The organism is Kitasatospora purpeofusca (assembly GCF_034043715.1).
Classification (GTDB): Bacteria; Actinomycetota; Actinomycetes; order Streptomycetales; family Streptomycetaceae; genus Kitasatospora; species Kitasatospora purpeofusca_A.
Map to the genome: position 1 here is coordinate 1 of NZ_JAXCLC010000027.1, position 26,731 is coordinate 26,731.

Consider the following 26,731-nt stretch of genomic DNA (forward strand, 5'->3'; position numbering starts at 1 on the left):
GGTGCTTCACGAATTTCCAGTCACTCATTCGACCGTCCTTCCGGGCAGGGCTTGGACGGAACAAAGCTAAAGGGCGATCGGTCGTCAAGTCCCGATCATTCCTGTTCAGGACTGAAGATCTTCCCTGCAGTCGTCCGCCCATTCGGAGAGCCTTCGCCTGGCGGCCTCACCGAACAGGGCCTGACGTTCGTACGACTCGAATTCCGCCAGATAGCTGCCGACATCTCTGGGATCGCGAAACACTATGGCGCCGGTCGAAATCTCGACGGTTGCCATGCTGTCGTCGTACACGGTGAAGGTGTTGAGGGGGCAGCCCGGCAGGTGGCCACCGATCGGGATGACCCCGATCCGCACGCTCGGCAGCCGCGAGACCGACACGAGGCGGTCGATCTGGAGTGCCATGTGGGAGGGCGGGACCAGCGGCCACCGGACGGCCTGCTCGGTGAGGACGAACGTGAACCGCTTGGTGGGGTCGTGGAGCACCCTTTGGCGATCGAGTTTTCGGGCCATGGTCCTCGTGTGATCGCCCGGGACGTGAGCCAGGGTCGCCCTGATGTATTCCGGCGTGGAGAGCAGCCCCGTGATCATGGACAGGAGGAAGAACCGGAACTCGCGAGTTCCCTCCTCCAAGTCGGCCAGTTCGGCCTGTTTCGATTCGAGTCCCCTGCGCCGCAATGCGCGCGCGTCCTGCCATTCGGTGAGGGCGATCCGTGCGATCGACATCACCTCGGCAGTGGTTTCCGGAGTGGCGCCGAGTGCGCGGAGAATGCGTTCGACATCGACGGAGGATGGCACCGTCCGGCCGGTCTCGATCTTGCTGATCTTCGACTGGGACATGGCGCAACGCCGAGCGAGCCGGTCTCCGCTGAGACCGGCTCGCTTGCGCAGTTCTCTCAGCGCGCGGGCCAAGTCGGCCTTGCCCCGGCCCAGGTCCTCAGGGGCGAACGTCAAGAGAGTTCACGTACTCCAGGAACGGGACCGATTCGGCCATGGCGATCCGCTGGTACTCCCGGTAGGGGGTCGGGTCACCCTGGTGGAGCTCCCGGTTGATCTGTCGGCCGTCCGGTTCGTAGTGCATGAGGACCACGGCCTCCCGGTCGAACATCCAGAAGTCCTGAACCCCGGCGAGGGGATCCGCCCGATCGGTGACATCGAGGATTCGGATGTCCTCGCCGGCCCGGGCGCTGTGGGCGTAGTAGCGCTGGAACTCGAAGCGGAGGTAGTCGGACAGCGGGCGCCGGACGACATGGACCCGCCCCATCGTGCCGCCGTTCTCGCGGTGTTGCCGGATCAGGCCGGTCCACTGGTCCTCGAATGGACCGGCGAAGCGCTCACCGTCCAGGAAGCGCCGGAACTCCTCCGACTCCTGGGGCACCCGGTACCCGGGCAGGGTCTCGAGCCGCCATGCCTCGCGTTGGAAATCGCGGAACCTGGCCTGCCATTCGTCACCATCCAAGAACACGGAAAGCCTCCCGGAGCACCGGTTCCGGGATCTCCACCAGCCCTTCGCCTTCCGGCGGCGTGAAGCCGTCGTAGAGGTCACCTTGGACGACGAACGAGCCGCGGTCGGTCGCGTAGACGTTCGGGCAGTCGTTTTGGCCGCACTCCCCGGATCCTTCGCCGCTACCAGTAGTGGTCAGCCGAGTGAGCCCCACTGTGTCGGCCATACCAACTCCCTTCGACGGGCCCATGACTGAGCCCACTGAGGTTGAAGCTAGGGAGTGGAATGTGTCGTTGTCCACGCGCGCGCGACGGTATTCCCGTGTTCGACTAAGGATCATGGTCGAGGTGTGCCGGTCGCTTCCGTTGCCCCCTCGCGAGGTGCGAGGGGGCAACGGGGGGAGGGGGCTACTCGGCGACGAAGTGGTCGAACTCGCCGGCCTTCACGCCGAGGACGAAGGCGGCCCACTTGCGGGGGGTGGTGCGGACGATGATGGCGTCGTTCTTGGGGTCGCGGAGTTCGACCATGCCGTTGACGGTGCGGATCTCGAGGGCGTCCTCGCCCTCGCCGCCGGGGGCGGCCTTCTGCCAGGTGTCCATGGGTGACGGGTCCCTTCGGGGTCGGCCGGTGGCCCCTCGCGGTGCGCGAGGGGCCACCGGAAGGATGGGGTCAGGCGTGGGTGAAGTGGTCGAACTCGCCGCGCTTGACGCCTTCGAGCCAGAGCGCGAACTTCGTGGGAGTGGTGACGACGATCGATTCGGGGGCGTCGGACTCGCGGATCTCGATCTGGCCGCCGGCGGTGCGTACTTCGACGCACTGGTTGCTGTTGCCGCTTATCGAGGACTTCTGCCAGTCGGTCATCGGGATTGCTAGCCTTTCAGGTCCGTCATGATGCGCCGGATGAAGTCGCTGGACTCCTCGGGGCCGAGGGCGAGGGAGTCGGACTCGGCGACCATGGCGCGGTAGGCCGCCAAGTCCGCTTCGGAGTCGATGAACTGCGGTCCCTGGGTCAGGTCGATCTGAACGGTGTCCAGTTCGGGAACCGGTCCTCGTGCGAGGAAGAGGTCCTCGCCCGAGCCGGGGTACGTGTCGACACTGAAAGGGATCGCGCGGAGGGTGACGCCGGGGCGCTGGGCATCGTCGAGCAGGCTGGCGAGCTGTTCCCTGAGGACCGCGGGGCCACCGAACTGCATCCGTAGCGCGGCCTCGTGTATGAACGCCGTGAACGGCCGCCCACCGGAGAGGACTTGTTGACGCTCGGTGCGGAAGGCGGTCCGTACGTCGGCGTCGTGGCGCGGCAGCGGCGGGCGCAGGCGGGCGAACATCGCGGCGGCGTAGCGGCTGGTCTGGAGCAGGCCCGGGATCGAGGTCGTGTTCAGGACGAGGAGTGACTCGGCGTGGTGCTCGAGTTCGGCGATGTCGAGCATTCCGGCGGGAAGTCGGCCTCGGAAGTGGTGCCACCAGTGCTTTCCGCGGTCCTGCGTCATCAGGGTGAGGGCCTCGATGAGCGATGGATCGGCGCACTTGCAGGCCGATGCCCAGGAGCGGAGGCGGTCGGCGCTGATGCCCGACTTCCCGGTCTCCATCTGGGAGATCTTGGGGACGTCGGTGCCCAGCTCCGCCGCCATGGCCTTGGGAGTCAGGCCCGCGTGTTCGCGCAGCCTGCGCAGCTCCGAGCCGAGGCGCTGCTGGCGCACGCTGGGCGACAGGCGTGGTGGCATGCGTGCCCCTCCTCGGTGGGTGCTTTCGGTGCAGTTTGCCGCGCCGTGGACAGCGGGTCCACAGAGTAGCTCTATCGGGTGAAGTGCTCCAGAAGTAGTAGCAACAATTGCCCCTTGAATCCTAACGTTGTCGACGCAGGGCAGCCTGACGACCCACCAGCTACTCCGAAGCGCACCCCGAGCCGATGGGGGCAGGCCACGGGTGGTGGGCCTGTGCGGGCAGCCGACTTCATCCCTCAACTGGACTGGAGACAGTCGATGTTGCTTCCGCTCCTGCGCCCTCTCGACACCGACCCCCACCGGGAATTCCGGGTCGATCTCTCCCCGCCCGCGAGCCTCGAAATGGTGGGGGTGGTGCGGCGGCTGCTCCGCGACCTGCTGGTGGCCGCCGGCGCCGATCCGGACGGGGCGTGCCTGATCCTCTCCGAACTCCTCGCGAACGCCCTGCTCCACGGGGCCGGCGCACCCAGCGTCGCGCTCGAACTCCGGTGCGGGCGGCTCTACATCGCCGTCGCCGACGGGTCGACCGCCGCGCCCGCCAGACCTGAGCCGGATCTGGCTCGAACGTGTGGGCGGGGGCTTGACCTCGTCGCCGCTTTGGCCGATGACTGGGGTGTGGAACTCATCGGGGTGTGCGGCAAGGCGGTCTGGGCCGTGGCGGCGGTCGATCGCTGATGGCCGTGGTGTTGCTGACGGGCCTGTTGGTGTCGGTGGTCTTCGTCGGGGTGGTGGCGCAGATCATCGCGACCCGTCAGCCGAGGGAACGGCGCTCCGGCGGAGCGGACTTGGCGCCGCGGAAGGACAAGTAGCGGTCAGCCCGCGGCGAGCCGCTGCTCCAGCCGGGCCCGCGCGGCCGGCCACTCCTCGCGCAGCATCGAGAAGTACGCGGTGTCGCGCCACACGCCGCTGGCGCGCCGCTTCTCGCGCCGGTGGACGCCCTCGAACTGCGCGCCCAGCCGCTGGATCGCGTTGCGGGAGCGGTCGTTGAGCGCGTCGGTCTTCCAGAACACCCGGCCCATGCCCAGGTCCTCGAACGCGTGGGTGAGCAGCAGCAGCTTCGACTCGGTGTTGACGGCGGTGCGCCACACGGACCGCGCGTACCAGGTGCCGCCGATCTCGACGAGCTCGTCCTCCGCGTGGAACGCGTAGTAGCCGGTGACGCCGACGGCCCGCCCGCTCGCGAGCTCGATCACGGCGAACTTCACGGCGTTCCCGGCCGCCACCTCGCCGAGGCGGACGTCCAGCATCGCGCCCAACTCCTCCTCCGACGCGGGCATGCTGAACGGGACCCAGCGCCACACCTCGGGGTCCGGGCCGACGGTGGCCCACAGGTCGGACAGGTGGCGCCGGTCCAGCGGCTCCAGTCGGACGTGACGGCCGGTGAGGGTGGTGGGGGAGGGAAGCTTCGCGGTCATGATCGAAAGGTAGCCCGCGACTGCACTAGATGCAATGGACTATTGCCTTAGTTCAAACTCCCGCAGCCAAGAGCAGGGCCCCGCGGGAGATCCCGCGGGGCCCGGCCCGAAAAAGCCGTGAGTCCTAGACGAACGAGTTGATCTGGATCGTCTCGTACCGGCCCGGGCCGACGCCGATGGCGGAGATCGGGGCGCCCGACATCTCCTCCAGCGCCTTCACGTACGCCTGGGCGTTCTTCGGCAGCTCGGCGAAGGTCTTCGCCCCGCTGATGTCCTCGGTCCAGCCGGGGAGGTTCTCGTAGATCGGCTTGGCGTGGTGGAAGTCCGACTGGTTGTACGGCAGCTCCTCGACCCGCTTGCCGTCCACCTCGTACGCGACGCAGACCGGGATCTGCTCCCAGCCGGTCAGCACGTCCAGCTTGGTGAGGAAGAAGTCGGTGAGGCCGTTGACCCGGGTCGCGTAGCGGGCGATCACCGCGTCGAACCAGCCGCAGCGGCGGTCACGGCCGGTGGTGACACCGCGCTCGCCGCCGATCCGGCGCAGCGCCTCGCCGTCGGCGTCCAGCAGCTCGGTCGGGAACGGGCCCGAGCCGACGCGGGTGGTGTACGCCTTCAGGATGCCGATGACCCGGTCGATCTTCGTCGGGCCGATGCCGGCACCGGTGCAGGCACCGCCGGCGGTCGGGTTCGACGAGGTGACGAAGGGGTACGTGCCGTGGTCGACGTCCAGCAGGGTGCCCTGGCCGCCCTCCAGCAGGACGACCTTGTTCGCCTTCAGCGCCTCGTCCAGGACGAGGGTGGTGTCGGCCAGGAAGGGGCGGAGCTTGTCGGCGAAGCCGAGGTACTCCTGGACCACCAGGTCGGCCGGGATGGCGCGGCGGTTGTAGAGCTTGACCAGCAGCTGGTTCTTGTCGTGCAGCGCCGCTTCGACCTTCTGGATCAGGATCGACTCGTCGAAGAGGTCCTGCACCCGGATGCCGACGCGGTTGATCTTGTCCGCGTAGGTCGGGCCGATGCCGCGGCCGGTGGTGCCGATCCGGCGCTTGCCGAGGAAGCGCTCGGTGACCTTGTCCAGGGTGCGGTGGTACGGCGTGATCAGGTGGGCGTTGCCCGAGATCAGCAGCTTGGAGGTGTCGATGCCGCGCTCGTCGAGCCCGCTGAGCTCGGAGAGCAGCACGCCCGGGTCGATCACGACGCCGTTGCCGATGACCGGCGTCACGTTCGGGCTGAGGATGCCGGAAGGCAGGAGGTGCAGCGCGTACTTCTGGTCGCCGATGACCACCGTGTGACCGGCGTTGTTGCCGCCCTGGTAGCGAACGACGTAGTCGACGGAGCCGCCGAGGAGGTCGGTCGCCTTCCCCTTGCCCTCGTCTCCCCACTGAGCGCCAACGAGCACGAGTGCCGGCACAGGCGTACACCCCTTCCGGTTGGGGCATCCTGCGTAGGCCGCAGTCTGCCCCGAGATAGACGAAGCCCCTGGCGCAATAGCGCAAGGGGCTCTTGCACCGAGAGATTACCTGAGGAAGGACCGGTTGTGTCGTCCCTGTCCACGCCCGCAACCGGCGGCCCGGAGCCGCTTCTCCTGCTCCTCGACCCGGCGGCCCGGCAGTCCGACGGGGAGTCGGTGCGGATCGCGAAGGACGTTCTCTCCGGTGGGGCGGACGTCAAGGTGGCCTGTCCGGAGACGCCTTCCGAGCTCGATCGGGTGCTTTCGCACCGGGGCCGGAGGCGACCGGTGGTGATCGGTTCCGACCTCGCGCTGCAGCGGGTGCTCCAGGCGCTGTACCGCCAACGTGAGCTGGGCGCCGACCCGGTGGGCCTGGTTCCGGTCGGCCGGCCGGAGGAGCTGGCGGCGGCCCGGGCGCTCGGGGTGCCGGTCGCGCCGGTCGCGGCGGCGCGCGCGGTGCTGGCCGGGGCGGCCCGCAAGCTGGACCTGCTGGTGGACGACGGCGGCGGGGTGGCGCTCGGCGGGGTGCGGATCTCGGGCGGCGGGACGAGGCGCCCGGGGGGCCGTCCGGGCGGGTGGCGTTCGCTATGGGCGAAACTGGCTGCGGCCGAGCAGGCGACCGCCCTCACCCCGGGACGGACCGGGGCGGGCGCGGGGCCGGAGGGCAGGGTCACCTGGACCACCCGGCTCGGGCCGGTCGGCCGGGCCGGGCCGATCGAACGGACCGGGCCGATCGAAAGGATCGAGCGGATCGAGCGGATCGAGCCGGCCAGGGGCGAGCACAGCGCCCGGCTGCGGGTCGAGGCCGACGGCCGGCTGCTCGCCGACGTCCACCGGCCGGTCCGGGTGGTCCAGGTGACCCTGCCCTGCGGCGCGGCCGCGGGCGAGGGCGTGATGGAGATCGTGGTCCGCGCCCCGGGCGCCCTGCTGCGCGCCCGGGCGGCGAGCATCTCGGTGGCGGGCCGGGGCTTCGGCTACGAGGCGGACGGCCGCCCGGTCGGCCCGGTCCGGGCCCGTACCTGGACGGTCCACGCCGGGTGCTGGGGCCTGCTGCTGCCGGTCACCCAGGACGCTCCCTAGCTGTCACTGAGTCACCTTCCGGCCGCCCCCGGCGCCGTCCCTGGGTCGTCCGCGCGGCGCGTCCCCCGGGTGAGCAGGCTCACGTTGGGCGAACGGCGGACCAACGCCGGGCGAAGCACCCGCCGCCCCCGGAACGCGCCAACGGGCGCGAACCGCAAGGGCAAGCGCCTCGCCGCCGCAACCGGGGCCGCCGAAAGCCGTGGCCGGTAAGGGGTTTTGTCTACGCGCGTTACGGGGAGCGGGCCGCACAACAGCGGCCGCCCGGGGTCCTGAAGACGGGGCCGACTGTCCTAGACTCGAAGGCGTGCCACGTGGTGACGGAAGACTCAACCACGATCTTCTTCCCGGTGAGAAAGGCCCCCAGGACGCTTGCGGCGTCTTCGGTGTCTGGGCTCCCGGCGAGGAGGTCGCCAAGCTCACGTTCTTCGGCCTTTACGCCCTGCAGCACCGCGGTCAGGAATCCGCGGGCATCGCAGTGAGCAACGGCTCCCAGATTCTCGTCTTCAAGGACATGGGGCTTGTCTCCCAGGTCTTCGACGAGGCCTCCCTGGGGTCGTTGCACGGGCATATCGCCGTCGGACACGCCCGCTACTCGACCACCGGTTCCTCGGTCTGGGAGAACGCCCAGCCGACCTTCCGGGCGACCGTGCACGGCTCCCTGGCCCTCGGTCACAACGGAAACCTGGTGAACACCGCCGAACTGGCGGCCATGGTCGCCGAACTCCCCGGTGAGGAGCACGTCTCCCGCTCCGGGCGGTCGGCCGCGACCAACGACACCGACCTGGTGACCGCGCTGCTCGCCGGCCACCCGGACCTCTCCATCGAGGAGACCGCCAAGGTCGTCCTGCCGAAGGTGAAGGGCGCGTTCTCGCTCGTCTTCATGGACGAGAACACGCTCTACGCCGCCCGCGACCCGCAGGGCATCCGCCCGCTGGTGCTGGGCCGGCTGGAACGCGGCTGGGTGGTCGCCTCCGAGACGGCGGCGCTGGACATCTGCGGCGCCTCCTTCATCCGCGAGGTCGAACCCGGCGAACTCATCGCCATCGACGAGAACGGCATGCGGACCTCCCGGTTCGCCGAGGCCAAGCCCAAGGGCTGTGTCTTCGAGTACGTCTACCTCGCCCGCCCGGACACCTCCATCGCCGGCCGCAACGTGCACCTCTCCCGGGTGGAGATGGGCCGTCGCCTGGCGAAGGAAGCCCCGGTCGAGGCCGACCTGGTGATAGCGACGCCCGAGTCCGGCACCCCGGCCGCGATCGGCTACGCCGAGGCCAGCGGGATCCCGTACGGCTCCGGCCTGGTGAAGAACGCCTACGTGGGCCGCACCTTCATCCAGCCCAGCCAGACCATCCGCCAGCTCGGCATCCGGTTGAAGCTGAACCCGCTGCGCGAGGTCATCCAGGGCAAGCGCCTGGTCGTCGTGGACGACTCGATCGTCCGCGGCAACACCCAGCGCGCGCTGGTGAAGATGCTCCGCGAGGCGGGCGCGGCCGAGGTCCACATCCGGATCTCCTCCCCGCCGGTCAAGTGGCCGTGCTTCTTCGGGATCGACTTCGCGACCCGCGCGGAGCTGATCGCCAACGGCATGACCATCGAGGAGATCGGCCGCACCCTCGGCGCGGACTCGCTCTCCTACATCTCGATCGACGGCATGATCGAGGCCACCAAGCAGCCCAAGGACCGGCTCTGCCGGGCCTGCTTCGACGGCGAGTACCCGATGGAGCTGCCCGACCCGGCGCTGCTCGGCAAGCTCCTGCTGGAGGCCGAGATCAAGGGCGGCCAGCAGGCCCCCGCGGTCCGCGGCAAGCCGACCAGCGGCAGCGACCTGGACGGCGTCCAGTCGCTGCTCGGCGGGGCGGGCGCGGCCGACGCGCTGCGCCGCCCGTAAGAACCCTCGGTGGGGTCCCGCGATCCGGGACCCCACCGCTGTTCCGTCCCCCACCACAGACCCGAAAGGGCCGCACAGCAGTGACTACCGACCAGAACGGTGCCACCTACGCCGCCGCCGGCGTCGACATCGAGGCGGGCGACCGCGCCGTCGAGCTCATGAAGCAGTGGGTGAAGAAGGCCAACCGCCCCGAGGTGGTCGGCGGTCTCGGCGGCTTCGCCGGCCTCTTCGACGTCTCCGCCTTCAAGAACTACGAGCGGCCGCTGCTGGCCTCGGCCACCGACGGGGTGGGGACCAAGGTGGCCATCGCGGCCGCCATGGACAAGCACGACACGATCGGCCACGACCTGGTCGGCATGGTCGTCGACGACATCGTCGTCTGCGGCGCCGAGCCGCTGTTCATGACCGACTACATCTGCGTCGGCAAGGTCGTCCCGGAGCGGGTCGCCGCCATCGTCAAGGGCATCGCCGAGGGCTGCGCCCTGGCCGGCTGCGCCCTGGTCGGCGGCGAGACCGCCGAGCACCCGGGCCTGCTCGGGCCGGACGAGTACGACGTCGCGGGCGCCGGCACCGGTGTGGTCGAGGCGGACGCGCTGCTGGGCGCCGAGCGCGTCCGGGCCGGTGACGTGGTGATCGCGATGGCCGCGTCCGGCCTGCACTCCAACGGCTACTCGCTGGTCCGCCACGTGCTGCTGAACCAGGCCGGCTGGAAGCTGGACCGCAAGGTCGAGGAGTTCGGCCGCACCCTCGGCGAGGAGCTGCTGGAGCCGACCCGGATCTACTCGCTGGACTGCCTGGCGCTGATCCGGGCCGCCGAGGTGCACGCCTTCTCGCACGTCACCGGTGGCGGCCTGGCGGCCAACCTGGCCCGGGTGATCCCGGCCGGGCTGCACGCCCGCCTGGACCGCGGCACCTGGACCCCGCTGCCGGTCTTCCGGACCGTCGCCGAGGTCGGCAAGGTGGCCACCCTGGAGATCGAGAAGACGCTCAACATGGGTGTCGGCATGGTCGCGGTCGTCCCGGCGCACTCGGTGGACACCGTGCTGTCGGTCCTGGAGGACCGCGGCGTGGAGTCCTGGGTGCTGGGCGACATCGTCGACCGCACCGCCGAGCACGCGGACGGCGCGGCCCTCTACAACGCCTACGAGGGCTTCGTGGCCGGCTGAGCACGGGAACGCGAACGACGAAGGCCCCGCCGGCTGCTGCCGGCGGGGCCTTCGTGCGTGGTCCGTGCGTCGTGCGTCCGTGCGTCGTGCGTCTGCGCGGGGTCCTCGTGCGGGACCGCCCGCGGGTGGTCCAGGACCCGCCGATGTGCGGGAACGCCGAAGACCGGCCTGGTGCCCTGGGCACCTGGCCGGTCCGGTCAGACTGGGAGACTACGCGTGACGGCGGGCCCGGGAAGGCCCGGTACCCGACTCCGCGTCGTCGTCCTCGTCGTGATCGGCGTAACGAGCCGCGTACTCCGCGTACGGGTCGTCATCGTCCTCCTCGTCCTCCTCGATCGGCTCCGGCTCGATCGGGGAGGTGGAGGGCGATACGCCCAGCTCGCTGGAGAGACGATTGGCGTCGAACCCGCCGCTGTTGTACTTCAGCTCGCGGGCGACCTTCGTCTGCTTGGCCTTGGCCCGGCCGCGCCCCATGGGTCGACCCCCTCAACGATGGGGCTCACGGCCCCGAGTCTGACACGTGTTCATGATCAAGATAGGTCTGCCCGAATGGGGAGAACCGTCCCTTGGAGCATTAACGGTACCTGTTTCTGCCGCTGGACGGTACGTCGTCAGTGTGACGTGGCGCGCAACGCCCGCACCCGCGACCAGGTCGTCCCAGGTCAAGGGAGGTTTTGCGGCTTTCTGCGCGCTGTCCGGAGGTGTCTCGGGTCCGTTGTTCCCGGATCGATTATCCCCCCTAGGGGGGCTTCGGATCACCCGATCGGAGGCAGAATCGAGAATCCGGTTCCACATTGTGATGCGCGGGGGACGGCAGTCGACCGCCCCCCGCGCACACCGGTCCGGATCAGCCCCGGCGGGCCGTCGGCAGCAGCACCGAGCGCAGCGCGCTGATCTCGCGCATCCGCTTCTCGGCGAGGCGGTCGGCCGCGACGGCCGGCGGCACGCCGTCGGCGGCGGCCCGGGTGAAGATCTCCAGAGTGGTGTCGAAGATCTTCGTCGCCTTGTTCTTGGCGCGCTCGAAGTTGAAGCCGTCGATCTCGTCGGCGACCTGGATGACGCCGCCGGAGTTCACCAGGTAGTCCGGGGCGTAGAGCAGGCCGCGGTCGGCGAGGTCCTTCTCGACGCCCGGGTGGGCCAGCTGGTTGTTGGCGGCGCCGCAGACGACCGAGGTGCCGAACTCGCCCAGCGCGGCCACGGTGTCGTCGGTCAGGGCGCCACCGAGCGCGCAGGGGGCGTAGACGTCCAGCTTGGCCTGGAGCAGCGCGGCGGTGTCGGCGACGACCTCCACCTCCGGGTGGGCCGCCCGCACGCGGTTGACGGCGGCCTCGAACGGGTCGGTGACGACCACAACGGCGCCGTCCGCGACCAGGTGGCCGACGAGGTAGTGGCCGACCTTGCCGACGCCGGCGACGCCCACGCGCTTGCCGCGCAGGGTCGGCTGGCCCCAGCGGGCCTGGGCGGAGGCGCGCATGCCCTGGAAGACGCCGAAGGCGGTCAGGATGGAGGAGTCGCCGGCGCCGCCGTTCTCGGGCGAGCGGCCGGTGACGAACTCGGTCTCGCGCGCCACGACGTCCATGTCCTGGACGTAGGTGCCCACGTCGCAGGCGGTGATGTAGCGGCCGCGCAGCGACTCGACGAAGCGGCCGTAGGCGCGGAGCATCGCCTCGTTCTTGACCTTGTTCGGGTCGCCGATGATGACGGCCTTGCCGCCGCCGAGGTCGAGGCCGGCGAGCGCGTTCTTGTACGACATGCCGCGGGAGAGGTTGAGCGCGTCCTCCAGCGCCGCCTCCTCGGAGGCGTAGGGGAAGAACCGGGTCCCGCCGAGGGCCGGGCCCAGGGCGGTGGAGTGGATGGCGATGATCGCCTTCAGCCCGGAGGAGCGGTCGTGGCAGAGCACGACCTGCTCGTGGCCGTCGCCGGTGGCGCCGTCCTGGGAGTTGCCGAAGATCCTGCCGAGCACGCCGGGTGCGGGGTGCGTGGTGGCGGCGGTCTGTACGTCGGTCACTGTGGTGACTCCAGTATTCGAGGCCCGCTGCTGTGGTGCGGGCGCCTAAGGCGAAGCGTAGTCGCGCGGGCCCCGCCGGTCGGCCCCCTTGGCGAAGCTCGGTACCGCTGTCCGGATACTGGGACGGCAGGGCCGCCATCAGCCTGTTCGCGGACTTCGGGTGCGTCCGCGAACGGGCCGTCACAGGACCGGTCCGACCGGCCACTCCCGGGCGGCGGGGGGTGCGTGGGACGATGCAGGACGTGACCGTCGTCCGTACTTCCGTGCTGCCGCCCTACGCCGCGCACCTGCGGGTCTACGAGCCGCTGGCCGCGTACCCGGAGCCCGAGCGGGCGCGCTGGCAGGCCTACGCGGCGGAGCACGGTCCCGACGCGCCCGAGGCGGACCGCTCGGTGGCCGCGGCGGCCCTGGCGGAGCAGCGCTCGGCGCTGGCCGAGCTGATCGGCCGGACCCCGCGGGCGCTGCCGGACCGGGAGGCCGAGCGGGCCTTCGTCCGGCTGGTGGACGGGGTGCTGTACGTCTGCCCCTGGGCGACCAGGCTGCGCACCTGGCAGGCGCTGGAGGAGCTGCGGGCGGGAGCGCCGGTGGCGCTGCTGGACACCGCGCTGCCGCCGGCCACCCGGGAGGTGGCGGAGGTGGACCGGGAGCGCTGGCGGGCCGACCATCCGGACGCCCGGCCGTGGATCCTCACCAGCCGCTGGGAGGTGCCGGTGCGGTGGTTCCTCCCGTTCGGGGACGAGGATCGATGCTTCGTTCCCGCAGAGACGGGGGAGAAGGGGGAGGAAGGGGAACGGGGGGACGGGGCGTCACTGTTCTATCTGACGCCCATGGCGCAGGCGCGCCGCCGGGTGGCCCGGGCGTACCGGGCGCTGCGCGAGGCGGTGCCGGAAGGGGAGCTGGTGCGGGGGGCGGAGCAGGTCGGGCGGTGGCTGGAGGAGTTCCATCCGCGGTCGCTGGTGGAGCTGGACTACGGGGGGCTGGTGCATCTGCTGGGGCCGGAGCGGCTGTTGGCGGACCGTTCGGCGGGGGAGCTGGAGGACGGCCTGCGGGCGCTGCGGGCGGGGGACGCGGCGGAGGCGCTGCGCGCGTACGAGGCGCTGGCCCTGCGCTGGCGGAAGGTGCTGGCGCTGCGCCACGCGAACTGAGCGGCCGGAGCCGGTGGGAGGGCCGGGTCGAGGCGGCGTCATCGCTGGCCGGTGGGGGTGTCGGTGGTACTTGTAAGACTGTAAGAGTCCTACGGCCCGAGCCGCATGACCAAGGTCCTGGTTCGGGTCAATACCTACCGAACGTGACACTACTCACCGTTGACGCGAACTTACCCCTATGTGCAAAAATGGGACAACCAGCCCAACTTCACGCGAGCGTGCCCACTTTTGGGTGGTTCTGGAGTCGATGTGAGCTTTGCGGGAAAACGGCGGGTCTGGTCTTCTAGTAACCGAATGTCACTATAAGGTGACTGCCCGTTATGGGGTGGTCCATCGCCATCCGTCGGTCTTGAACCCGTGAGGGGTCAATTTTGGCGGTTTGGTCGATAGGGCTGGACGGATGGTGTAGTTGTAGACACCAGGACAAGCCGTTCGTCCTATAACCGACTCGGCCCGTCTATGCCATTTCGGGCATCGCGGGCCAAGGTGCAGAATTTGAAGGATAGAACCGCCCTGGTTCGGTTCTCCCGAGGAGGCCGCTCATGACCGCTCGTACCCCCGATGCCGAACCTCTGCTGACGCCGGCAGAGGTCGCCACCATGTTCCGTGTGGATCCCAAGACCGTGACGCGCTGGGCCAAGGCCGGCAAGCTCACGTCCATCCGCACGCTGGGCGGGCACCGCCGATACCGTGAGGCGGAGGTGCGCGCCCTGCTGGCCGGTATTCCGGCCCAGCGAACCGAGGCCTGACAGGGCCTCGCTCAAGGCTCTTGGAAAGGGGCTGCTTACCGGACTCCGCCGGGTCCGGTAAGCAGCCCCTTTTTCTGTCCCGGCGCACTTCTTCTACAGCTCTGTCGTACCGGTCGCACCGGTACCCGGATCCGCTGTCGTCCTCGCGCGATCCACCGGAATGTTGAACTCCGGATAACGATTCGATGGTGGAGAGATGGGGGGGATTTACTGTGAATAACAGTACAATTTTACATATTAAATTAGCGGGTACGGGGAAGGGTGTCCGAACGGTCGGTTCCCGGAAGGGGTGCGTGACGACCGTCACGCGGACGTTCCCTTGTGATCCGTGCCTACTCCGGGATAGAGGAGTGGCCGGTGAAACACGAGAGGCCCGGAACCAGACGGTTCCGGGCCTCTCGACTGCGGCGATCCTGACGGGACTTGAACCCGCGACCTCCACCTTGACAGGGTGGCGAGCTAACCAACTGCTCCACAGGACCAGAGTGTTTCCTGATCCGTTCGCTTCGTTTGCCGCGCTGCGAACAAGACAGACTGTAGCCCATGCGGGGCCCCCAGGTCGAACCGGCTCCCGGGCGCCCCTCCGGCCCGTCCGCAGCTCAGGCGGGCCCGGAGGGAGGCCGAGGCGTCAGAGCGAGGCCCTGGCTACCTCCATGGCCTTCACGATCCGCTTCTCGGAGACAGGTGACGGGGTGCCCAGCGACTGGGCGAAGAAGCTGACCCGCAGCTCCTCGATCATCCAGCGGATCGCCAGCACCTCGGCCGAGGGCTGCCGACCGGCCGGCACCGCCGCCAGCAGCTCGCCGTAGGCCTGCTGGACCTGCTGCACCTTCACCAACTGCTGGGCGTCCCGCTGCGGATGGTTGGGCAGCGCCTCCAGCCGGCGGTCCACCGCCAGCAGGTAGCGCTTGAGGTCGGGCAGCCGCTGCCAGCCGGTCGCCGTGACGAAGCCCGGGTGCACCAGCGAGGCCAGGTGCAGCCGGATGTCGTTCACCGCGTTCAGCAGCACCGGGCTGCTCACCGACTTCAGCCGGGTCGTCGCCCGGTGGAAGGCGATCAGCGCCGTCGCCGTTTTCAGCGTCGTGTCCGCCGCGAGGTCGTACAGGTCCGCCCTGACCTTGTCGCGCAGCGCCGCGAACGCCGCCTCGTCCCAGGCCGGTCCGCCGGCCCGGGCCATCAGCCGGTCCGCGGCACAGGCCACCACGTCCTCGAACAGCGCCGGGACCGAGCCGTGCGGGTTGTACGACAGCGCGAGCTTGGCCTGGTTGCCCAGCCGGCCCTGGATCGACTTCGCGGGCGAGGTGGTGGAGAGCAGCAGCAGCCGCCGGGTGCCCTCCCACATCGCCCCCTGCTGCGCCTCCGGGGTGTCGAACAGCTTCACGCCGACCGACCCGCCCTCGTCCACCAGCGCCGGGTAGGCGCGCAGCGCGTGGCCCCGGGAACGCTGCTCGAAGGTCCGCTGGAGCACCGGCAGCCCGGCCGGCCAGCCGGTCAGCCCGGACTGCTCGATGCCCCGGCCGGAGGCGGCCGAGGAGAGCGTCTCCTTGAGCTTGGGTTTCAGCCGCAGCCGCAGCTCCTCCAGGTCCTTGGACTCGGCGAGCTTCTTGCGCCCGTCCACCACCCGGAAGGTCACCTTGAGGTGCTCCGGGACCCGCTCCTCGTCCCAGGCCTCCGGGGGCACGGTGACCGCCGTCAGGCGCTTCAAGGTGTGCTCCAGGGCCGGCAGCAGCGGTTCCTGGCGCTCCTGGTGGTTCCTCAGCTCGCGCAGCGCGGCGCGGGCGAAGTCCGGGGCGGGGACGAAGTTGCGCCGCACCGCCTTCGGCAGCGACTTGATCCAGGCCGTCACCAGCTCCTCGCGCAGGCCCGGGATCTGCCAGTCGAAGCCCTCCGCGGTGACCTGGTTGAGCACCGGCAGCGGGATGTGGACGGTGACGCCGTCCGCGTCGCTGCCCGGCTCGAACTGGTAGGTGAGGACGAACCGCAGCTCGCCCTGCTGCCAGTGGTCCGGGTAGTCGGCCTCGGTGACGCCGCCCGCGGCGTCGTTGATCAGCATCGACTTCTCGAAGTTGAGCAGGTCGGGCTGGTCGTGCCGGGTCTTCTTCCACCAGGCGTCGAAGTGCCGGGTGGAGACGATGTCCGCGGGCAGCCGGCCGTCGTAGAACTCGAACAGGGTCTGGTCGTCGACCATGATGTCCCGGCGGCGGGCCCGGTTCTCCAGCTCCTCGACCTCGCCGAGCAGCTTGCGGTTCTCCGCGAAGAAGCGGTGGTGGGTCTCCCAGTCGCCCTCGACCAGGGCGTTGCGGATGAACAGCTCGCGGCAGAGCTCCGGGTCGATCCGGCCGTAGTTGACCTTCCGCGCGGCCACGACCGGCACCCCGTAGAGGGTGACCTTCTCGAACGCCAGGACCGCCCCGGACTTCTTCTCCCAGTGCGGCTCGCTGTAGCTGCGCTTCACCAGGTGGGCGGCCAGCGGCTCGACCCACTCGGGTTCGATCTTCGCGTTGATCCGGGCCCAGAGCCGGGAGGTCTCCACCAGCTCGGCCGACATCACCCAGCGCGGCGGCTTCTTGAACAGGCCGGAGCCCGGGAAGACCGCGAACCGGGCGCCCCGGGCGCCGCCGTACTCCCGCTTCTCCACGTCGAACAGGCCGATGTGCGAGAGCAGGCCGGCCAGCAGCGACTGGTGGATCCGGTCGGCGTCCGGCTCGGCGTCCTCGTGGGCCTCCTCGATGGTGACGCCGAGCTGCTTGGCGACCGTGCGCAGCTGGGAGTAGATGTCCTGCCACTCCCGTATCCGCAGGTAGTTGAGGAACTCGGCCTTGCACATCCGGCGGAACGCGGAGGAGGACAGCTCGCGCTGCTGCTCGCGCACGTAGCGCCACATGGCGAGGAAGGCGAGGAAGTCGGAGGTCTCGGAGCTGAACCGGCGGTGCCGCTCGTCGGCGGCCTGGCGCTTCTCGGCGGGGCGCTCGCGCGGGTCCTGGATGGAGAGCGCGGCGGCGATCACCATGACGTCCCGCACACAGCCGTTCCGGTCCGCCTCCAGCACCATCCGGGCCATCCGCGGGTCCACCGGGAGCTGGGCCAGTTTGCGGCCGAGCGGGGTGAGCCGCTTGCGGAGGTCCTTCTCGGCCGGGTCGAGCGCGCCCAGCTCGTGCAGGAGGCTGATGCCGTCCTTGATGTTGCGCGAGTCCGGCGGGTCCAGGAACGGGAAGGCGGCGATGTCGCCGAGGCCGGCGGCGGTCATCTGGAGGATGACCGAGGCCAGGTTGGTGCGCAGGATCTCGGCGTCCGTGAACTCGGGGCGGGAGAGGAAGTCCTCCTCCGAGTAGAGCCGGATGCAGATGCCGTCCGAGGTACGGCCGCAGCGGCCCTTGCGCTGGTTCGCGCTGGCCTGGCTGATCGCCTCGATCGGCAGCCGCTGGACCTTGGTGCGGTGGCTGTAGCGGGAGATCCGGGCGCTGCCCGGGTCGATCACGTACTTGATGCCGGGGACGGTGAGGCTGGTCTCGGCGACGTTGGTGGCCAGCACGATCCGGCGGGAGGAGGAGCGCTGGAACACCTTGTGCTGCTCGGCCGAGCTCAGCCGGGCGTAGAGCGGCAGGACCTCGGTGTGCTTCAACCTGAGCTTGTCGAGCGCGTCCGCGGTGTCCCGGATCTCGCGCTCGCCGGAGAGGAAGACCAGGATGTCGCCCGGCCCCTCGGCCTGGAGCTCCTCGGCGGCGTCGCAGATCGCCTGGATCTGGTCGCGGTCGCGGTCGACCTCGTCGGTGTCGCCGTCCTCGTCCTCGTCCACGATCGGGCGGTAGCGGACCTCGACCGGATAGGTGCGGCCGGAGACCTCGACGATCGGGGCGTCCCCGAAGTGCCGGGCGAACCGCTCGGGGTCGATGGTCGCCGAGGTGATGATCACCTTGAGGTCGGGGCGGCGGGGCAGCAGCTGCTTGAGGTAGCCGAGCAGGAAGTCGATGTTGAGGCTGCGCTCGTGCGCCTCGTCGATGATCAGGGTGTCGTACTGGCGGAGCTCCTGGTCGGTCTGGACCTCCGCGAGCAGGATGCCGTCGGTCATCAGCTTGACCAGGGTGTCCGGGCCGACCTGGTCGGTGAACCTGACCTTCCAGCCGACCGCCCCGCCGAGCGGGCTGTCCAGCTCCTCGGCGACCCGCTCGGCCACCGTGCGGGCGGCGATCCGGCGGGGCTGGGTGTGGCCGATCAGACCGCGCACGCCCCGGCCCAGCTCCAGGCAGATCTTGGGGATCTGGGTGGTCTTGCCGGAGCCGGTCTCGCCGGCCACGATCACCACCTGGTGGTCGCGGACGGCGGCGAGGATCTCGTCCTTCTTCTGGCTGACCGGGAGCTCGGCGGGGTACCGGATCGCCGGCACCGCGCTGCGCCGCCGCTCGACCAGCAGCTCGGCCTTGTCGATGTCGGAGGCGATCTCGGCGGCGATCTGCGCGCGGGCCTCGTCCTTGCGGACCCGGCGGGCGCCGTCCAGCCGACGGCCGATCCGGACCTGGTCGCGCAGGGTCAGCTCGGGCAGGCGCGCGGCCAGCTCGCCGATGCCGGGCGCGTCGCTGCGGGCGGGCTCGGCGGCGGACTGGACTGCGGGAGAACTCACGGCGGGCATCCCTCTAGGTTCGCAAGGAGGGGCGGTGGAGCGCACCTCGGTTTTCGAGCGTCTCCAGTGTCACAGGGGACGCCCGTCCGCTGCCAACGGCGGTCCGGCACGCCGTGGGAACCGTCCGGATCCGGGCGGTCGCGGTGGGTGAGGGAGCCCGCTGGCCGCGGCTGCCGGAGGACGATCACGGCGCCGACGGCGGTGGCGGCGGCGGGCTACCGGAGGACGATCACGGCGCCGACGGCGGCGATGACCAGGGTGGCGAGGACGGCGGCCACCGTCACGGTGATCCGGTCCCGGAACCGCCGCCGGGGCTCGGCCCGGCCCGAGGGCTCGGTGCTCAGCTCCCACCAGTTGCGGACCCGGTGGTACTGCTCGTCGAAGTCCGGGGACGGGTACAGGTCGCTGTGCAGCAGTCCCGGCAGCGCCCGGCGCCGCCCGCCGGCGAGGAACATCCGCACCTGGGAGCTGGTGCTGCCCTGGGCGTCGACCGTCCGGACGTCGATCCAGCGGATCCGGTCCCAGGCGTAGGTGCGGCCGCGCCCGAAGCCCCAGCAGATGGTGATGCCCTCGGGACCGACCCGGCTCCAGCTGCGGACCGTGGTCCACAGGCCCAGGCCGGAGAGCGCCAGCGTGCCGCCGGCGAGCCAGAGGAAGCCCACCGTGCCGAGTCCGTGCGCGGCGGCGAACCCCTGGGCGGCCAGCACCACGAGCAGGACCGCCAGCTGCGAGCGGGACGGGCGGTAGCGGTCCCGCCCGCGGAATATCAGTTCGTCCACGGCGGGGACCCTACGCCCCGGATGATCAGGTGTCATCAGCGGCTGCCGGCCCGGGTGCTGCGAGCCGGGCCGGTGGACGGTGGGCCCGGAAGGTCGCACGGTGGAGCGGAAGAGGGCTGAGCGGGGTGGCTGGGCGGCGCACTTTGCAAAGCCCCGAGGTGACTTTGCAAAGTGCGCCAGGACTTTGCAAAGTCACCTCGGACAAGCTCTAGCCCTCCTGGAGGACGAACTCGCGGACCAGCCGGGACCACTCGGCGCCCTGCTCGTAGACGACCACGTGGCCGCTGTCGATCTCCGCGTAGGTGCTGCCGGCGATGGCGTCGGCCAGTTCCCGGGAGAGCCCGACCGGGACGGTGGCGTCCTGGGTGCAGCCGATCACCAGGGTGCGGGCGGTGATCCGGGGCAGCAGCGGGCGGATGTCGGCGCTCAGGTTGAGGTCGATGTGGCGCAGCGCGCCCTCGGTCGGCTCGTTGCCCTTGATGATGCCCTCGAGCGCGTCGGGCTCCAGCGAGTTCAGGTGGTCACGGCTGAACGCCGTCAGGGTGCCGAACCGGCCGAAGGCCTCGGCGTCGCCGCTGATGGCGCGCCAGGTGGTCATGTGGTTGCGCAGGTAGGCGTCGTCCGGGTGGCTCCAGCCGGCGGTGAGCACCAGGCTGCGCACCAGCTCGGGGCGGAGCGCCGCGAGGGTGGCGGCGACCACCGAGCCGAGCGAGAAGCCGACCACGTCGGCCGGGCCGTCGCCGGCCGCCTCGATCACGGCGGCGATCTGCTCGGCCAGCAGCTCGGGGGTCAGCTCGCGGCCGTCGTCCTCGGTGTCCCCGCAGCCGGCGAAGTCCGGCAGCAGGACGGTGCGGGCGTCGGTGAAGTCACCGGTGAGGTGGCCGAAGGTGCCCCCGGCGCCGAAGCCGGTGCCGTGCACGAAGACCAGGGGCGGGTGGCCGGAGCCCTCCACGGTGTAGGAGACGCGGGCGCTGGGGCTGGCGGCGAAGGGCATGACGGGGGTTCTCCTCGGGAGTGGGGAAGGGTTGGGGAGGTGCGGGGTCAGGCGAGGCTCTTGGCGGAGGCGTTCTCGGCGGCGGCCCCGGCCGGGCGGGGGGCGCGTTCGAAGCCGAGCGCGACCAGGACGAGCGCGACGATGCCGCCGGTGGCGACCAGGACGGCGGTGCGCAGGCCGTCGCTGGTGGCGGAGCGGAGGGCCTCGCCGGCCAGGCCGTCGGTGCCGGCGTTGGCGATCGCCACCAGGATGCCGAGGCCCACCGCGCTGCCGACCTGCTGGCCGGTGGAGACGATGCCGGAGGAGATGCCCTGCTCGTAGGGGTGCACCCCGGTCGCGGAGGCGGAGAACATGGTGGTGAAGATGACGCCCTGGCAGAGGCTCAGGACGATCAGGCCGGGCAGCAGCGCGACGTACGTGCCGTCCGGCGCCATGGTCAGCGCCGTCGCGGTGGTGCCGAGCGCGCCGAGCAGATAGGAGGCGATCAGGGTGTTGCGGGCGCCGAACCGGGTGGCGAGCCGGCCGCCCAGCATCGAGCCGACGAAGCCGCAGACCATCGGGATCAGGAAGGCGACGCCGGTGCGCAGCGCGCTGTACTCGTGCACGGTCTGGAAGTAGACGGTCAGGAAGTACAGCAGGGTGCCGAAGCTGGCCATGAACAGGAAGGTGGTCAGCACGCCGGTGGACAGGTTGCGGTTGCGGAACAGCCGCAGCGGCATCAGCGGGTCGGCGGTCCGGGACTCGATCACCACGAAGGCGGCGAGCAGGCCGAGGCCGAGCACGGCGGTGGTGAGCACCGTCGGCGAGGTCCAGCCGGAGGCCGGTCCCTGGACCAGGGTGAAGACCACCAGGGTGGCCCCGGCGGTGGCGGTCAGCGCGCCGGGCAGGTCGAACGAGCGGGATGCGTCGCGCGGTCCGTCGGCGCCGATCAGCCGGGGGGCGAGCAGGGCGGCGCCGCCCGCCAGTGGCACGTTGACGTAGAAGACCGCCTCCCAGCCGAAGGCCTGGGTGAGCACCCCGCCGGCGAGCGATCCGATGATCATGCCGCTGGCGCCGGCGGCGGCCCAGACCGAGAGCGCCCGGTTGCGTTCGCGGCCCTCGGTGAAGCTGAGGACGACCAGGGCGAGGGTGGCGGGGAACAGGAAGGCACCGCCGAGGCCCTGGAGGGCGCGGGCCGCGATCAGCAGTCCGGGCGTGTTGGCCAGGCCGCCGAGCAGGGAGGAGCCGGCGTACAGCAGCAGGCCGAGGACGAACATCCGGCGGCGGCCGAACAGGTCGGAGGCCCGTCCGCCGAAGAGCAGGAAGCCGCCGAAGGCGACCGCGTAGGCGCTGACCACCCACTGCAGGTTCTGGGCGGAGAAGTCGAGGCCGCTGCCGATCTCCGGGAGTGCCACGTAGACGATGTTGTAGTCGATCGAGACGATCAACTGGGCGAACGCCAGCAGGGCCAGCAGGAGGCCCGAACGGCGTGGCCCGGTGGCCTGCTCGGCACCGGCGGACGGGGACATGGGGAGCCTTTCGGGGGCGTCGGGGAGCGGACGGGGGACGGGGACGGCGGACGGGGACGGCGAAGCGGTGGCGGTCGTCGGCTACGGGCCGGGTGTCGTCAGGACCACCCGGCGGCCGTTCAGCTCGCCCTTCTCCAGCCGCTGGTGGGTCTCGGCGGCGGCGCTCAGCGGCCGGACCTCCAGGGCCCGGGGCCGCAGCCGGCCGGCCGCGAGCAGCCGGTTGACGGTGGCCGCCGCGTCCGCGAGTTCGGCGCCGGAGGCGTGCGAGATGACGAACCCGCGGATCGAGCCGTCCTTCATGTAGAGCTGCCCGGCGGGCAGTTCGGGTCGGGAGCGGGCGCCGGCGAGCAGCACGATCCGGCCGCGCGGGGCGAGCAGGTCGACGGCGGTGCTGAGGTCGTTGGTACCGGAGGTGTCGAGGTGGAGGTCGACGCCGCCGGGGCAGGCGGCGCGGACCAGGTCGGGCAGGTCGGGGGCGCGGTAGTCGAGGACCTCGGTGGCGCCGAGGGCCCGGCAGTGCTCCGCGTCGGCGGGCCGCGCGGTGGCGACCACCCGGGCGCCGGCCTCGGCGGCCAGCACGATCAGGGCGCCGCCGACGTTGCCGCCGCCGCCCCCGACCAGCACGGTCTCGCCGGTGCGCAGCCCGCCGTGGGTGAACAGGGCGAGGTACGCGGTGGCGGCGGGGTGGACCACGGCGACGGCCGTCGCCGGGTCCACGCCCGGGGGCAGGTGGTAGAGCCGGTCGGCCGGGACGGCGGCCCGTTCGGCGGCCGCGCCCTGCCGGCCGTCGTGGCCGAGGCTGTTGCTCCAGACGCGGTCACCGGGGGCGAAGCGGGGGGCGCCGGGGCCGGCCAGGGCCACCGTGCCCACGAGGTCCCGGCCGATCACGAACGGGAAGGGCAGGGGGGTCCGGAAGAGCCCCGAGCGGACGAAGGTGTCGACCGGGTTGACCGACACGGCGGTCACGTCGACCAGGACATCGGTGGGCCCGGGGACCGGCTCGGGCACCTCGCCGTAGCGGATGTCCGACGCCGGTCCGAGCCTCGGGATGAACGCTGCACGCATGGGGCCGATCCTGCGGGAGGCGCGGACGGGCGGCGGCGGATCGCGGCATCGTTCGTCAACTCCCTGGTCTCGGACGGAAAGCCGGACGGGGGCGGGGGTTCCCCCGACCTGACATAGATGCTACACCGATCGGTGCAATCTCTCATCTGCACGGAGTAGTTTACTTGGCCTCCGGGTCGGGACGGCCTGCTACTGGTCCGACCCACCGCTCAACACCCAAGGACGGAACCATGGCCACCGACCGACTCCTCGCCCAGCCGGGACCGAGACCCGCCGGCGGGAGCGGAGCGCGGACGACGCAGCCCTCCGCCAGTCGTCTGCCGTCCCTGACCGGCCTGCGCTTCCCCGCCGCCCTTGCGGTCTTCGCCTACCACGCCGCCCTGCCGATCCCGACCCTGCGGTTCTTCGCCGACGACAGCACCGAGTTCCGCTTCGTCGACCTCGCCGACCAGGCCGGCGGCCTCGGCGTGGCCTTCTTCTTCGTGCTCAGCGGCTTCGTGCTCACCTGGTCGGCCCGCCCGGGCGACACCGCCACCGGGTTCTGGCGGCGCCGGCTGGTCAAGATCGTCCCGAACTACGTGGTCGCCTGGGCGCTGGCCATGGTCTTCTTCGCCGGCTCCTACACCCCGGTCCGCACGGCCGTCCTCAACCTGCTGATGCTCCAGGTCTGGATACCCGACTTCAACACCTACTTCAGCGTCGACCCGCCCAGCTGGTCGCTCGGCGCCGAGCTGGTCTTCTACCTCTCCTTCCCGCTGCTGCACCGGGCGCTGCGGCGGATCCGGCCGGAGCGGCTGCCGTACTGGATCGGCGGCGCCGTCGCCGCCATCGTCGCCACCCCGGCGCTGGCCTACCTGGTGCTGCCCGACGGCCCGGGCGTCCCCGGCGGCTACGACTCCTCGGTGGTCCAGTACTGGTTCTCCTACGTGCTCCCGCCGGTGCGGCTGCTGGACTTCGCCCTCGGCATCCTGGTCGCCCTCGCGGTGCGCTCCGGCCGCTGGCGCGACATCGGCATGGTGTGGTCCGGCCTGCTCCTGGTGGCCGGCTACGCCGCCACCCGCTGGGTGCCCTACCTGTACGCCCAGCGGGCCACCACCGTGCTGCCGATCGCGCTGCTGGTCGCGTCCGCCGCGATCGCCGACCGGGACGGCCGGTTCACGCCCTTCCGCAACCGGGCGATGACCTGGCTCGGGGAGATCTCCTTCGCCTTCTACCTGCTGCACTTCATCGTGCTGACCGAGCTGCGGGACCTGCTCGGCACCAAGCTGTACTCGACCCCCGAGGGCATCGGCCTGCTGCTGCTCGCGATCGGGGTCACCGTGCTGCTCTCCTGGGCCCTGTACCGGCTGGTCGAGGCACCGATCACGAAGCGGTTCTCCTCGCCGCGCCGCCGGCCGGCCGCTCCCGCCAGGACCTCCTGACTCCCACCCCCTGACCCCGACATCCCGAAAGTGAGCCGTACCCATGGGCAAGATCCTCGTCACCGGGGCGACCGGCCAGGTCGGCGCCGAGGTGCTGGCGCAGCTGCTGGCGGCCGGCGCCGACGTCCGGGCCGGCGCCCGGACCCCGGAGAAGCTGGCGCCGCCCGCCCCGGTCGACACCGCGGCGCTCGACCTCACCGACCCGGACACCTACGGCCCGGCGCTGGCCGGCGTCGACAAGGTGTTCCTCTACGCGGTGCCGCAGGGCACGGCCGGCTTCCTCGCCGCGGCGCGGGAGGCGGGCGTGCGGCATGTCGTGGTGCTCTCCTCGCAGACCGTGGTGGACGCCTTCCCGGTGCAGAAGCCGATCGTGGAGATGCACCGCGCGGTCGAGGACGCCGTCCTCGCCTCCGGGATCGCGTACACCTTCCTGCGGCCGCACAACTTCGCCACCAACATCCTGATGTGGGGCTGGCCGGAGTCGATCCGGGCCGAGGGGCGGATCCGCTTCCCGTACCCCGAGTCGCACAGCGACGCGATCCACGAGAAGGACATCGCCGCGGTCGCGGTGGCGGCGCTCACCGGCGAGGGCCACGAGAACCGGGCGTACTTCATCAGCGGCCCCCGGTCGATCACCCAGCGCGAGCAGCTCGCCGACCTGGCCGAGGCGCTCGGGCGGCCGCTGGAGTTCGAGGAGCTGACCGATGCCGAGGCGCGCGAGGCCCTGGCCCCGATCGTCCCGGTCTGGGTGATGGACGCGGTGGTCGGCTACTGGGCCGCCTCCGACGGCGTCCCGACCGAGGTGTCCGACACGGTGGAGCAGCTCACCGGCCGCCCCGCCCGGACCTTCGCCGAGTGGGCCCGCGACCACGCGGCCGACTTCACCGCCTGACCGGGCACCGGCCCGGCACACCGGAATCCGGACCCGCCGCACCGGCGGGCGGGACTCCGGTGGCCGGGCCACCACCGTCCGCGCCGGACGGGTGGGCCGCGCACCTTAGCGGAGCGGGGCGCGCACCCTAGCGTGAGCACGGCGCAGTCATCCGCCATTCGAGGGGGACCGATGAGCGGCCCGGCCATGATCCGAACCCTGCCGACGGACCCCCAGGCTCCGCCGGAGGGCGCGCAGTTGCTCGACGCCTCGCACGAGGTGCTGCTCAAGGAGCTGTGCGGCGTGCTGTTCGCCTCGCTGCCGCGCAGCGACCAGCGGCGCAAGGGCGCCCAGTACCTGCGCGGGCTGCTGGGCGCACGCGGACGCAAGTCGATCCGCAACATCGCCACGGTGGTCGGCGGGCCGGCCGCCGAGCAGAGCCTGCACCACTTCATCACCAGCTCCACCTGGGACTGGGGCCCGGTGCGCCAGGCACTGGCCCAGCACCTCGCCCGGATCGCCCCGCCGCAGGCCTACGTACTGCGGCCGATGGTCGTCCCCAAGGCCGGCGACCACTCGGTGGGGGTGGACCGCCGCTTCATCCCGGCCCTCGGCCAGGTGCTCAACGCCCAGCAGGCGGTGGGCGTCTGGGCCGCCTCGGAGAGCTTCAGCGGCCCGGTCAACTGGCGGCTGCACCTGCCGCGGACCTGGTTGGACGACGCGCCGCGGCGCAGCCAGGCGCTGATCCCCGACGAGGTCGACGCGGAGAGCCTCGGCGACTGCGCCCTGGAGGCGGTGCTCGGCCTGCCGGCCCGCTGGGGGCTGCCGGTGCGCCCGGTGGTCGCGGACGCCAGGGACGCCGACGGGCTGCGGCTGGTGCGCCGGATGCGGGGCGAGCGGCTGCCGATGCTGGCCCGGATCGGCGGCTCGTTCCCGCTGCGGCCGGTCGCGCCGCTGCCCGGCCACCCGGCCGGACCGGGGCCCGCCTGCCAACTGCTCACCGCGGCCCGGGAACTGCGGCGGCCGGTGGTCTGGTCCGACCCGTCCGGCGAGCTGCGCGGCGGGCTGGTCGCCGCCGTCCGGGTGCGTCCGGCCGGGCCCGGCGGCGCCCGGCAGGGCCGGGGCGGGCGCGGCGGCGGGGAGCTGCTGCTGCTCGGGATGGGCGCGGCCGGCGGGCGCTGGCCGGCCGAGCTGTGGCTCACCGACCTGGTGGACCTGCCGGTGGCCGCGCTGGTGCGGCTGGCCCGGCTGGCCGACCGGGTGGACCTGGACTTCACCCGGACCGCCGACCGGGTCGGGGTGCGGGACTTCGCGGGCCGCTCGTTCGGCGGCTGGCACCGGCACATCACCCTGGCCTCGGCGGCGCACGCGGTCGCGGTGCTGGCGCGTGGTGACGACCGGCTGTACTGAGGCGG

Annotated in this window: 25 protein-coding genes and 1 tRNA gene; 10 read left to right on the forward strand and 16 right to left on the reverse strand. The window is 71.3% G+C overall.

The window, feature by feature from the left end:
• Nucleotides 1-105: 105 nt before the first annotated feature.
• From SM793_RS15935 to SM793_RS15960, 6 genes are all read right to left on the reverse strand, one after another.
• Nucleotides 106-951, reverse strand: a complete 846-nt coding sequence (locus tag SM793_RS15935; protein ID WP_320438840.1) for a helix-turn-helix transcriptional regulator — start codon at nt 949-951, stop codon at nt 106-108.
• On the reverse strand, nt 935-1,462 hold the full coding sequence (locus SM793_RS15940; RefSeq protein ID WP_320438841.1) for a DUF6879 family protein: 528 nt from the start codon (nt 1,460-1,462) through the stop codon (nt 935-937). The genes SM793_RS15935 and SM793_RS15940 overlap by 17 nt, the downstream gene beginning before the upstream one ends.
• Complete coding sequence (locus SM793_RS15945) at nt 1,446-1,667, reverse strand: hypothetical protein (RefSeq protein ID WP_320438842.1); 222 nt, start codon at nt 1,665-1,667, stop codon at nt 1,446-1,448. Before SM793_RS15945 ends, SM793_RS15940 begins: the two co-directional genes overlap by 17 nt.
• Before the next feature lie 181 nt (nt 1,668-1,848).
• On the reverse strand, nt 1,849-2,040 hold the full coding sequence (locus SM793_RS15950) for a DUF397 domain-containing protein (protein WP_320438843.1): 192 nt from the start codon (nt 2,038-2,040) through the stop codon (nt 1,849-1,851).
• A gap of 70 nt (nt 2,041-2,110) precedes the next feature.
• Nucleotides 2,111-2,302 (reverse strand): DUF397 domain-containing protein, encoded by a 192-nt coding sequence (locus SM793_RS15955; protein ID WP_320438844.1) that lies wholly within the window; start codon nt 2,300-2,302, stop codon nt 2,111-2,113.
• A gap of 8 nt (nt 2,303-2,310) precedes the next feature.
• Nucleotides 2,311-3,162 (reverse strand): helix-turn-helix transcriptional regulator, encoded by an 852-nt coding sequence (locus tag SM793_RS15960; protein WP_320438845.1) that lies wholly within the window; start codon nt 3,160-3,162, stop codon nt 2,311-2,313.
• A gap of 258 nt (nt 3,163-3,420) precedes the next feature.
• Here SM793_RS15960 and SM793_RS15965 point away from each other — a divergent pair, with 258 nt between their 5' ends.
• Together SM793_RS15965 and SM793_RS15970 are read left to right on the forward strand one after the other, a co-directional pair.
• Nucleotides 3,421-3,837, forward strand: a complete 417-nt coding sequence (locus SM793_RS15965; protein WP_320438846.1) for an ATP-binding protein — start codon at nt 3,421-3,423, stop codon at nt 3,835-3,837.
• Between the two features lie 5 nt (nt 3,838-3,842).
• Nucleotides 3,843-3,971 (forward strand): hypothetical protein, encoded by a 129-nt coding sequence (locus tag SM793_RS15970; RefSeq protein WP_320438847.1) that lies wholly within the window; start codon nt 3,843-3,845, stop codon nt 3,969-3,971.
• A gap of 3 nt (nt 3,972-3,974) precedes the next feature.
• Here SM793_RS15970 and SM793_RS15975 read toward each other — a convergent pair whose 3' ends face one another.
• Nucleotides 3,975-4,577, reverse strand: a complete 603-nt coding sequence (locus SM793_RS15975; protein ID WP_320438848.1) for a GNAT family protein — start codon at nt 4,575-4,577, stop codon at nt 3,975-3,977.
• A 124-nt stretch (nt 4,578-4,701) separates the two neighbouring features.
• Complete coding sequence (locus tag SM793_RS15980; RefSeq protein WP_320438849.1) at nt 4,702-5,985, reverse strand: adenylosuccinate synthase; 1,284 nt, start codon at nt 5,983-5,985, stop codon at nt 4,702-4,704.
• 126 nt (nt 5,986-6,111) lie between these two features.
• Between SM793_RS15980 and SM793_RS15985 the strand changes: the two genes are divergently transcribed.
• The 3 genes from SM793_RS15985 to purM all read left to right on the forward strand — a co-directional run bounded on the left by SM793_RS15985 (nt 6,112) and on the right by purM (nt 10,158).
• Nucleotides 6,112-7,104 carry a diacylglycerol kinase gene (locus SM793_RS15985; RefSeq protein ID WP_320438850.1) on the forward strand — a complete coding sequence of 331 codons (993 nt, stop codon included), beginning with the start codon at nt 6,112-6,114 and terminating at the stop codon, nt 7,102-7,104.
• A gap of 304 nt (nt 7,105-7,408) precedes the next feature.
• Nucleotides 7,409-8,992: an amidophosphoribosyltransferase gene (gene purF / locus SM793_RS15990; RefSeq protein ID WP_030306023.1), complete on the forward strand. Its 1,584-nt coding sequence runs from the start codon at nt 7,409-7,411 to the stop codon at nt 8,990-8,992.
• An 80-nt stretch (nt 8,993-9,072) separates the two neighbouring features.
• The gene (gene purM, locus SM793_RS15995; protein WP_045941017.1) at nt 9,073-10,158 is read left to right on the forward strand and encodes a phosphoribosylformylglycinamidine cyclo-ligase; all 1,086 of its coding nucleotides are present in this window, start codon (nt 9,073-9,075) and stop codon (nt 10,156-10,158) included.
• A gap of 210 nt (nt 10,159-10,368) precedes the next feature.
• Here the strand turns inward: purM and SM793_RS16000 are convergent, their stop codons facing one another.
• Nucleotides 10,369-10,632: a DUF3073 domain-containing protein gene (locus tag SM793_RS16000; RefSeq protein WP_320438851.1), complete on the reverse strand. Its 264-nt coding sequence runs from the start codon at nt 10,630-10,632 to the stop codon at nt 10,369-10,371.
• Nucleotides 10,633-11,005: 373 nt separating this feature from the next.
• Nucleotides 11,006-12,121, reverse strand: a complete 1,116-nt coding sequence (locus tag SM793_RS16005) for a Glu/Leu/Phe/Val dehydrogenase dimerization domain-containing protein (protein ID WP_320438919.1) — start codon at nt 12,119-12,121, stop codon at nt 11,006-11,008.
• Between the two features lie 278 nt (nt 12,122-12,399).
• On the opposite strand from SM793_RS16005, the gene SM793_RS16010 reads away from it, so the two are divergent.
• Together SM793_RS16010 and bldC are read left to right on the forward strand one after the other, a co-directional pair.
• Complete coding sequence (locus SM793_RS16010; RefSeq protein ID WP_320438852.1) at nt 12,400-13,311, forward strand: hypothetical protein; 912 nt, start codon at nt 12,400-12,402, stop codon at nt 13,309-13,311.
• A gap of 542 nt (nt 13,312-13,853) precedes the next feature.
• Nucleotides 13,854-14,060, forward strand: coding sequence for a developmental transcriptional regulator BldC (gene bldC / locus SM793_RS16015; protein ID WP_014137253.1), 207 nt, complete (start codon nt 13,854-13,856; stop codon nt 14,058-14,060).
• A 408-nt stretch (nt 14,061-14,468) separates the two neighbouring features.
• Here the strand turns inward: bldC and SM793_RS16020 are convergent.
• The 6 genes from SM793_RS16020 to SM793_RS16045 form a co-directional block, all read right to left on the reverse strand.
• Nucleotides 14,469-14,542: transfer RNA gene (locus SM793_RS16020), tRNA-Asp, on the reverse strand.
• A 146-nt stretch (nt 14,543-14,688) separates the two neighbouring features.
• Complete coding sequence (hrpA, locus tag SM793_RS16025) at nt 14,689-18,687, reverse strand: ATP-dependent RNA helicase HrpA (protein ID WP_413815970.1); 3,999 nt, start codon at nt 18,685-18,687, stop codon at nt 14,689-14,691.
• Nucleotides 18,688-18,893: 206 nt separating this feature from the next.
• Entirely contained in the window at nt 18,894-19,457 is a 564-nt protein-coding gene (locus SM793_RS16030) for a hypothetical protein (RefSeq protein WP_320438853.1), read from the reverse strand.
• A gap of 208 nt (nt 19,458-19,665) precedes the next feature.
• Entirely contained in the window at nt 19,666-20,451 is a 786-nt protein-coding gene (locus SM793_RS16035; RefSeq protein WP_320438854.1) for an alpha/beta hydrolase, read from the reverse strand.
• A 47-nt stretch (nt 20,452-20,498) separates the two neighbouring features.
• Nucleotides 20,499-21,959, reverse strand: coding sequence for an MFS transporter (locus SM793_RS16040; protein ID WP_320438855.1), 1,461 nt, complete (start codon nt 21,957-21,959; stop codon nt 20,499-20,501).
• Between the two features lie 81 nt (nt 21,960-22,040).
• Nucleotides 22,041-23,024 (reverse strand): NADPH:quinone reductase, encoded by a 984-nt coding sequence (locus SM793_RS16045; protein WP_320438856.1) that lies wholly within the window; start codon nt 23,022-23,024, stop codon nt 22,041-22,043.
• Nucleotides 23,025-23,254: 230 nt separating this feature from the next.
• Here SM793_RS16045 and SM793_RS16050 point away from each other — a divergent pair, with 230 nt between their 5' ends.
• From SM793_RS16050 to SM793_RS16060, 3 genes are all read left to right on the forward strand, one after another.
• A complete protein-coding gene (locus tag SM793_RS16050; protein WP_320438857.1) occupies nt 23,255-24,445 on the forward strand; it encodes an acyltransferase in 1,191 nt (396 codons plus the stop codon).
• Nucleotides 24,446-24,488: 43 nt separating this feature from the next.
• A complete protein-coding gene (locus SM793_RS16055; protein ID WP_320438858.1) occupies nt 24,489-25,337 on the forward strand; it encodes an NAD(P)H-binding protein in 849 nt (282 codons plus the stop codon).
• A gap of 186 nt (nt 25,338-25,523) precedes the next feature.
• Nucleotides 25,524-26,726: a transposase gene (locus SM793_RS16060; protein WP_320438859.1), complete on the forward strand. Its 1,203-nt coding sequence runs from the start codon at nt 25,524-25,526 to the stop codon at nt 26,724-26,726.
• The last annotated feature ends 5 nt before the right edge of the window (nt 26,727-26,731 follow it).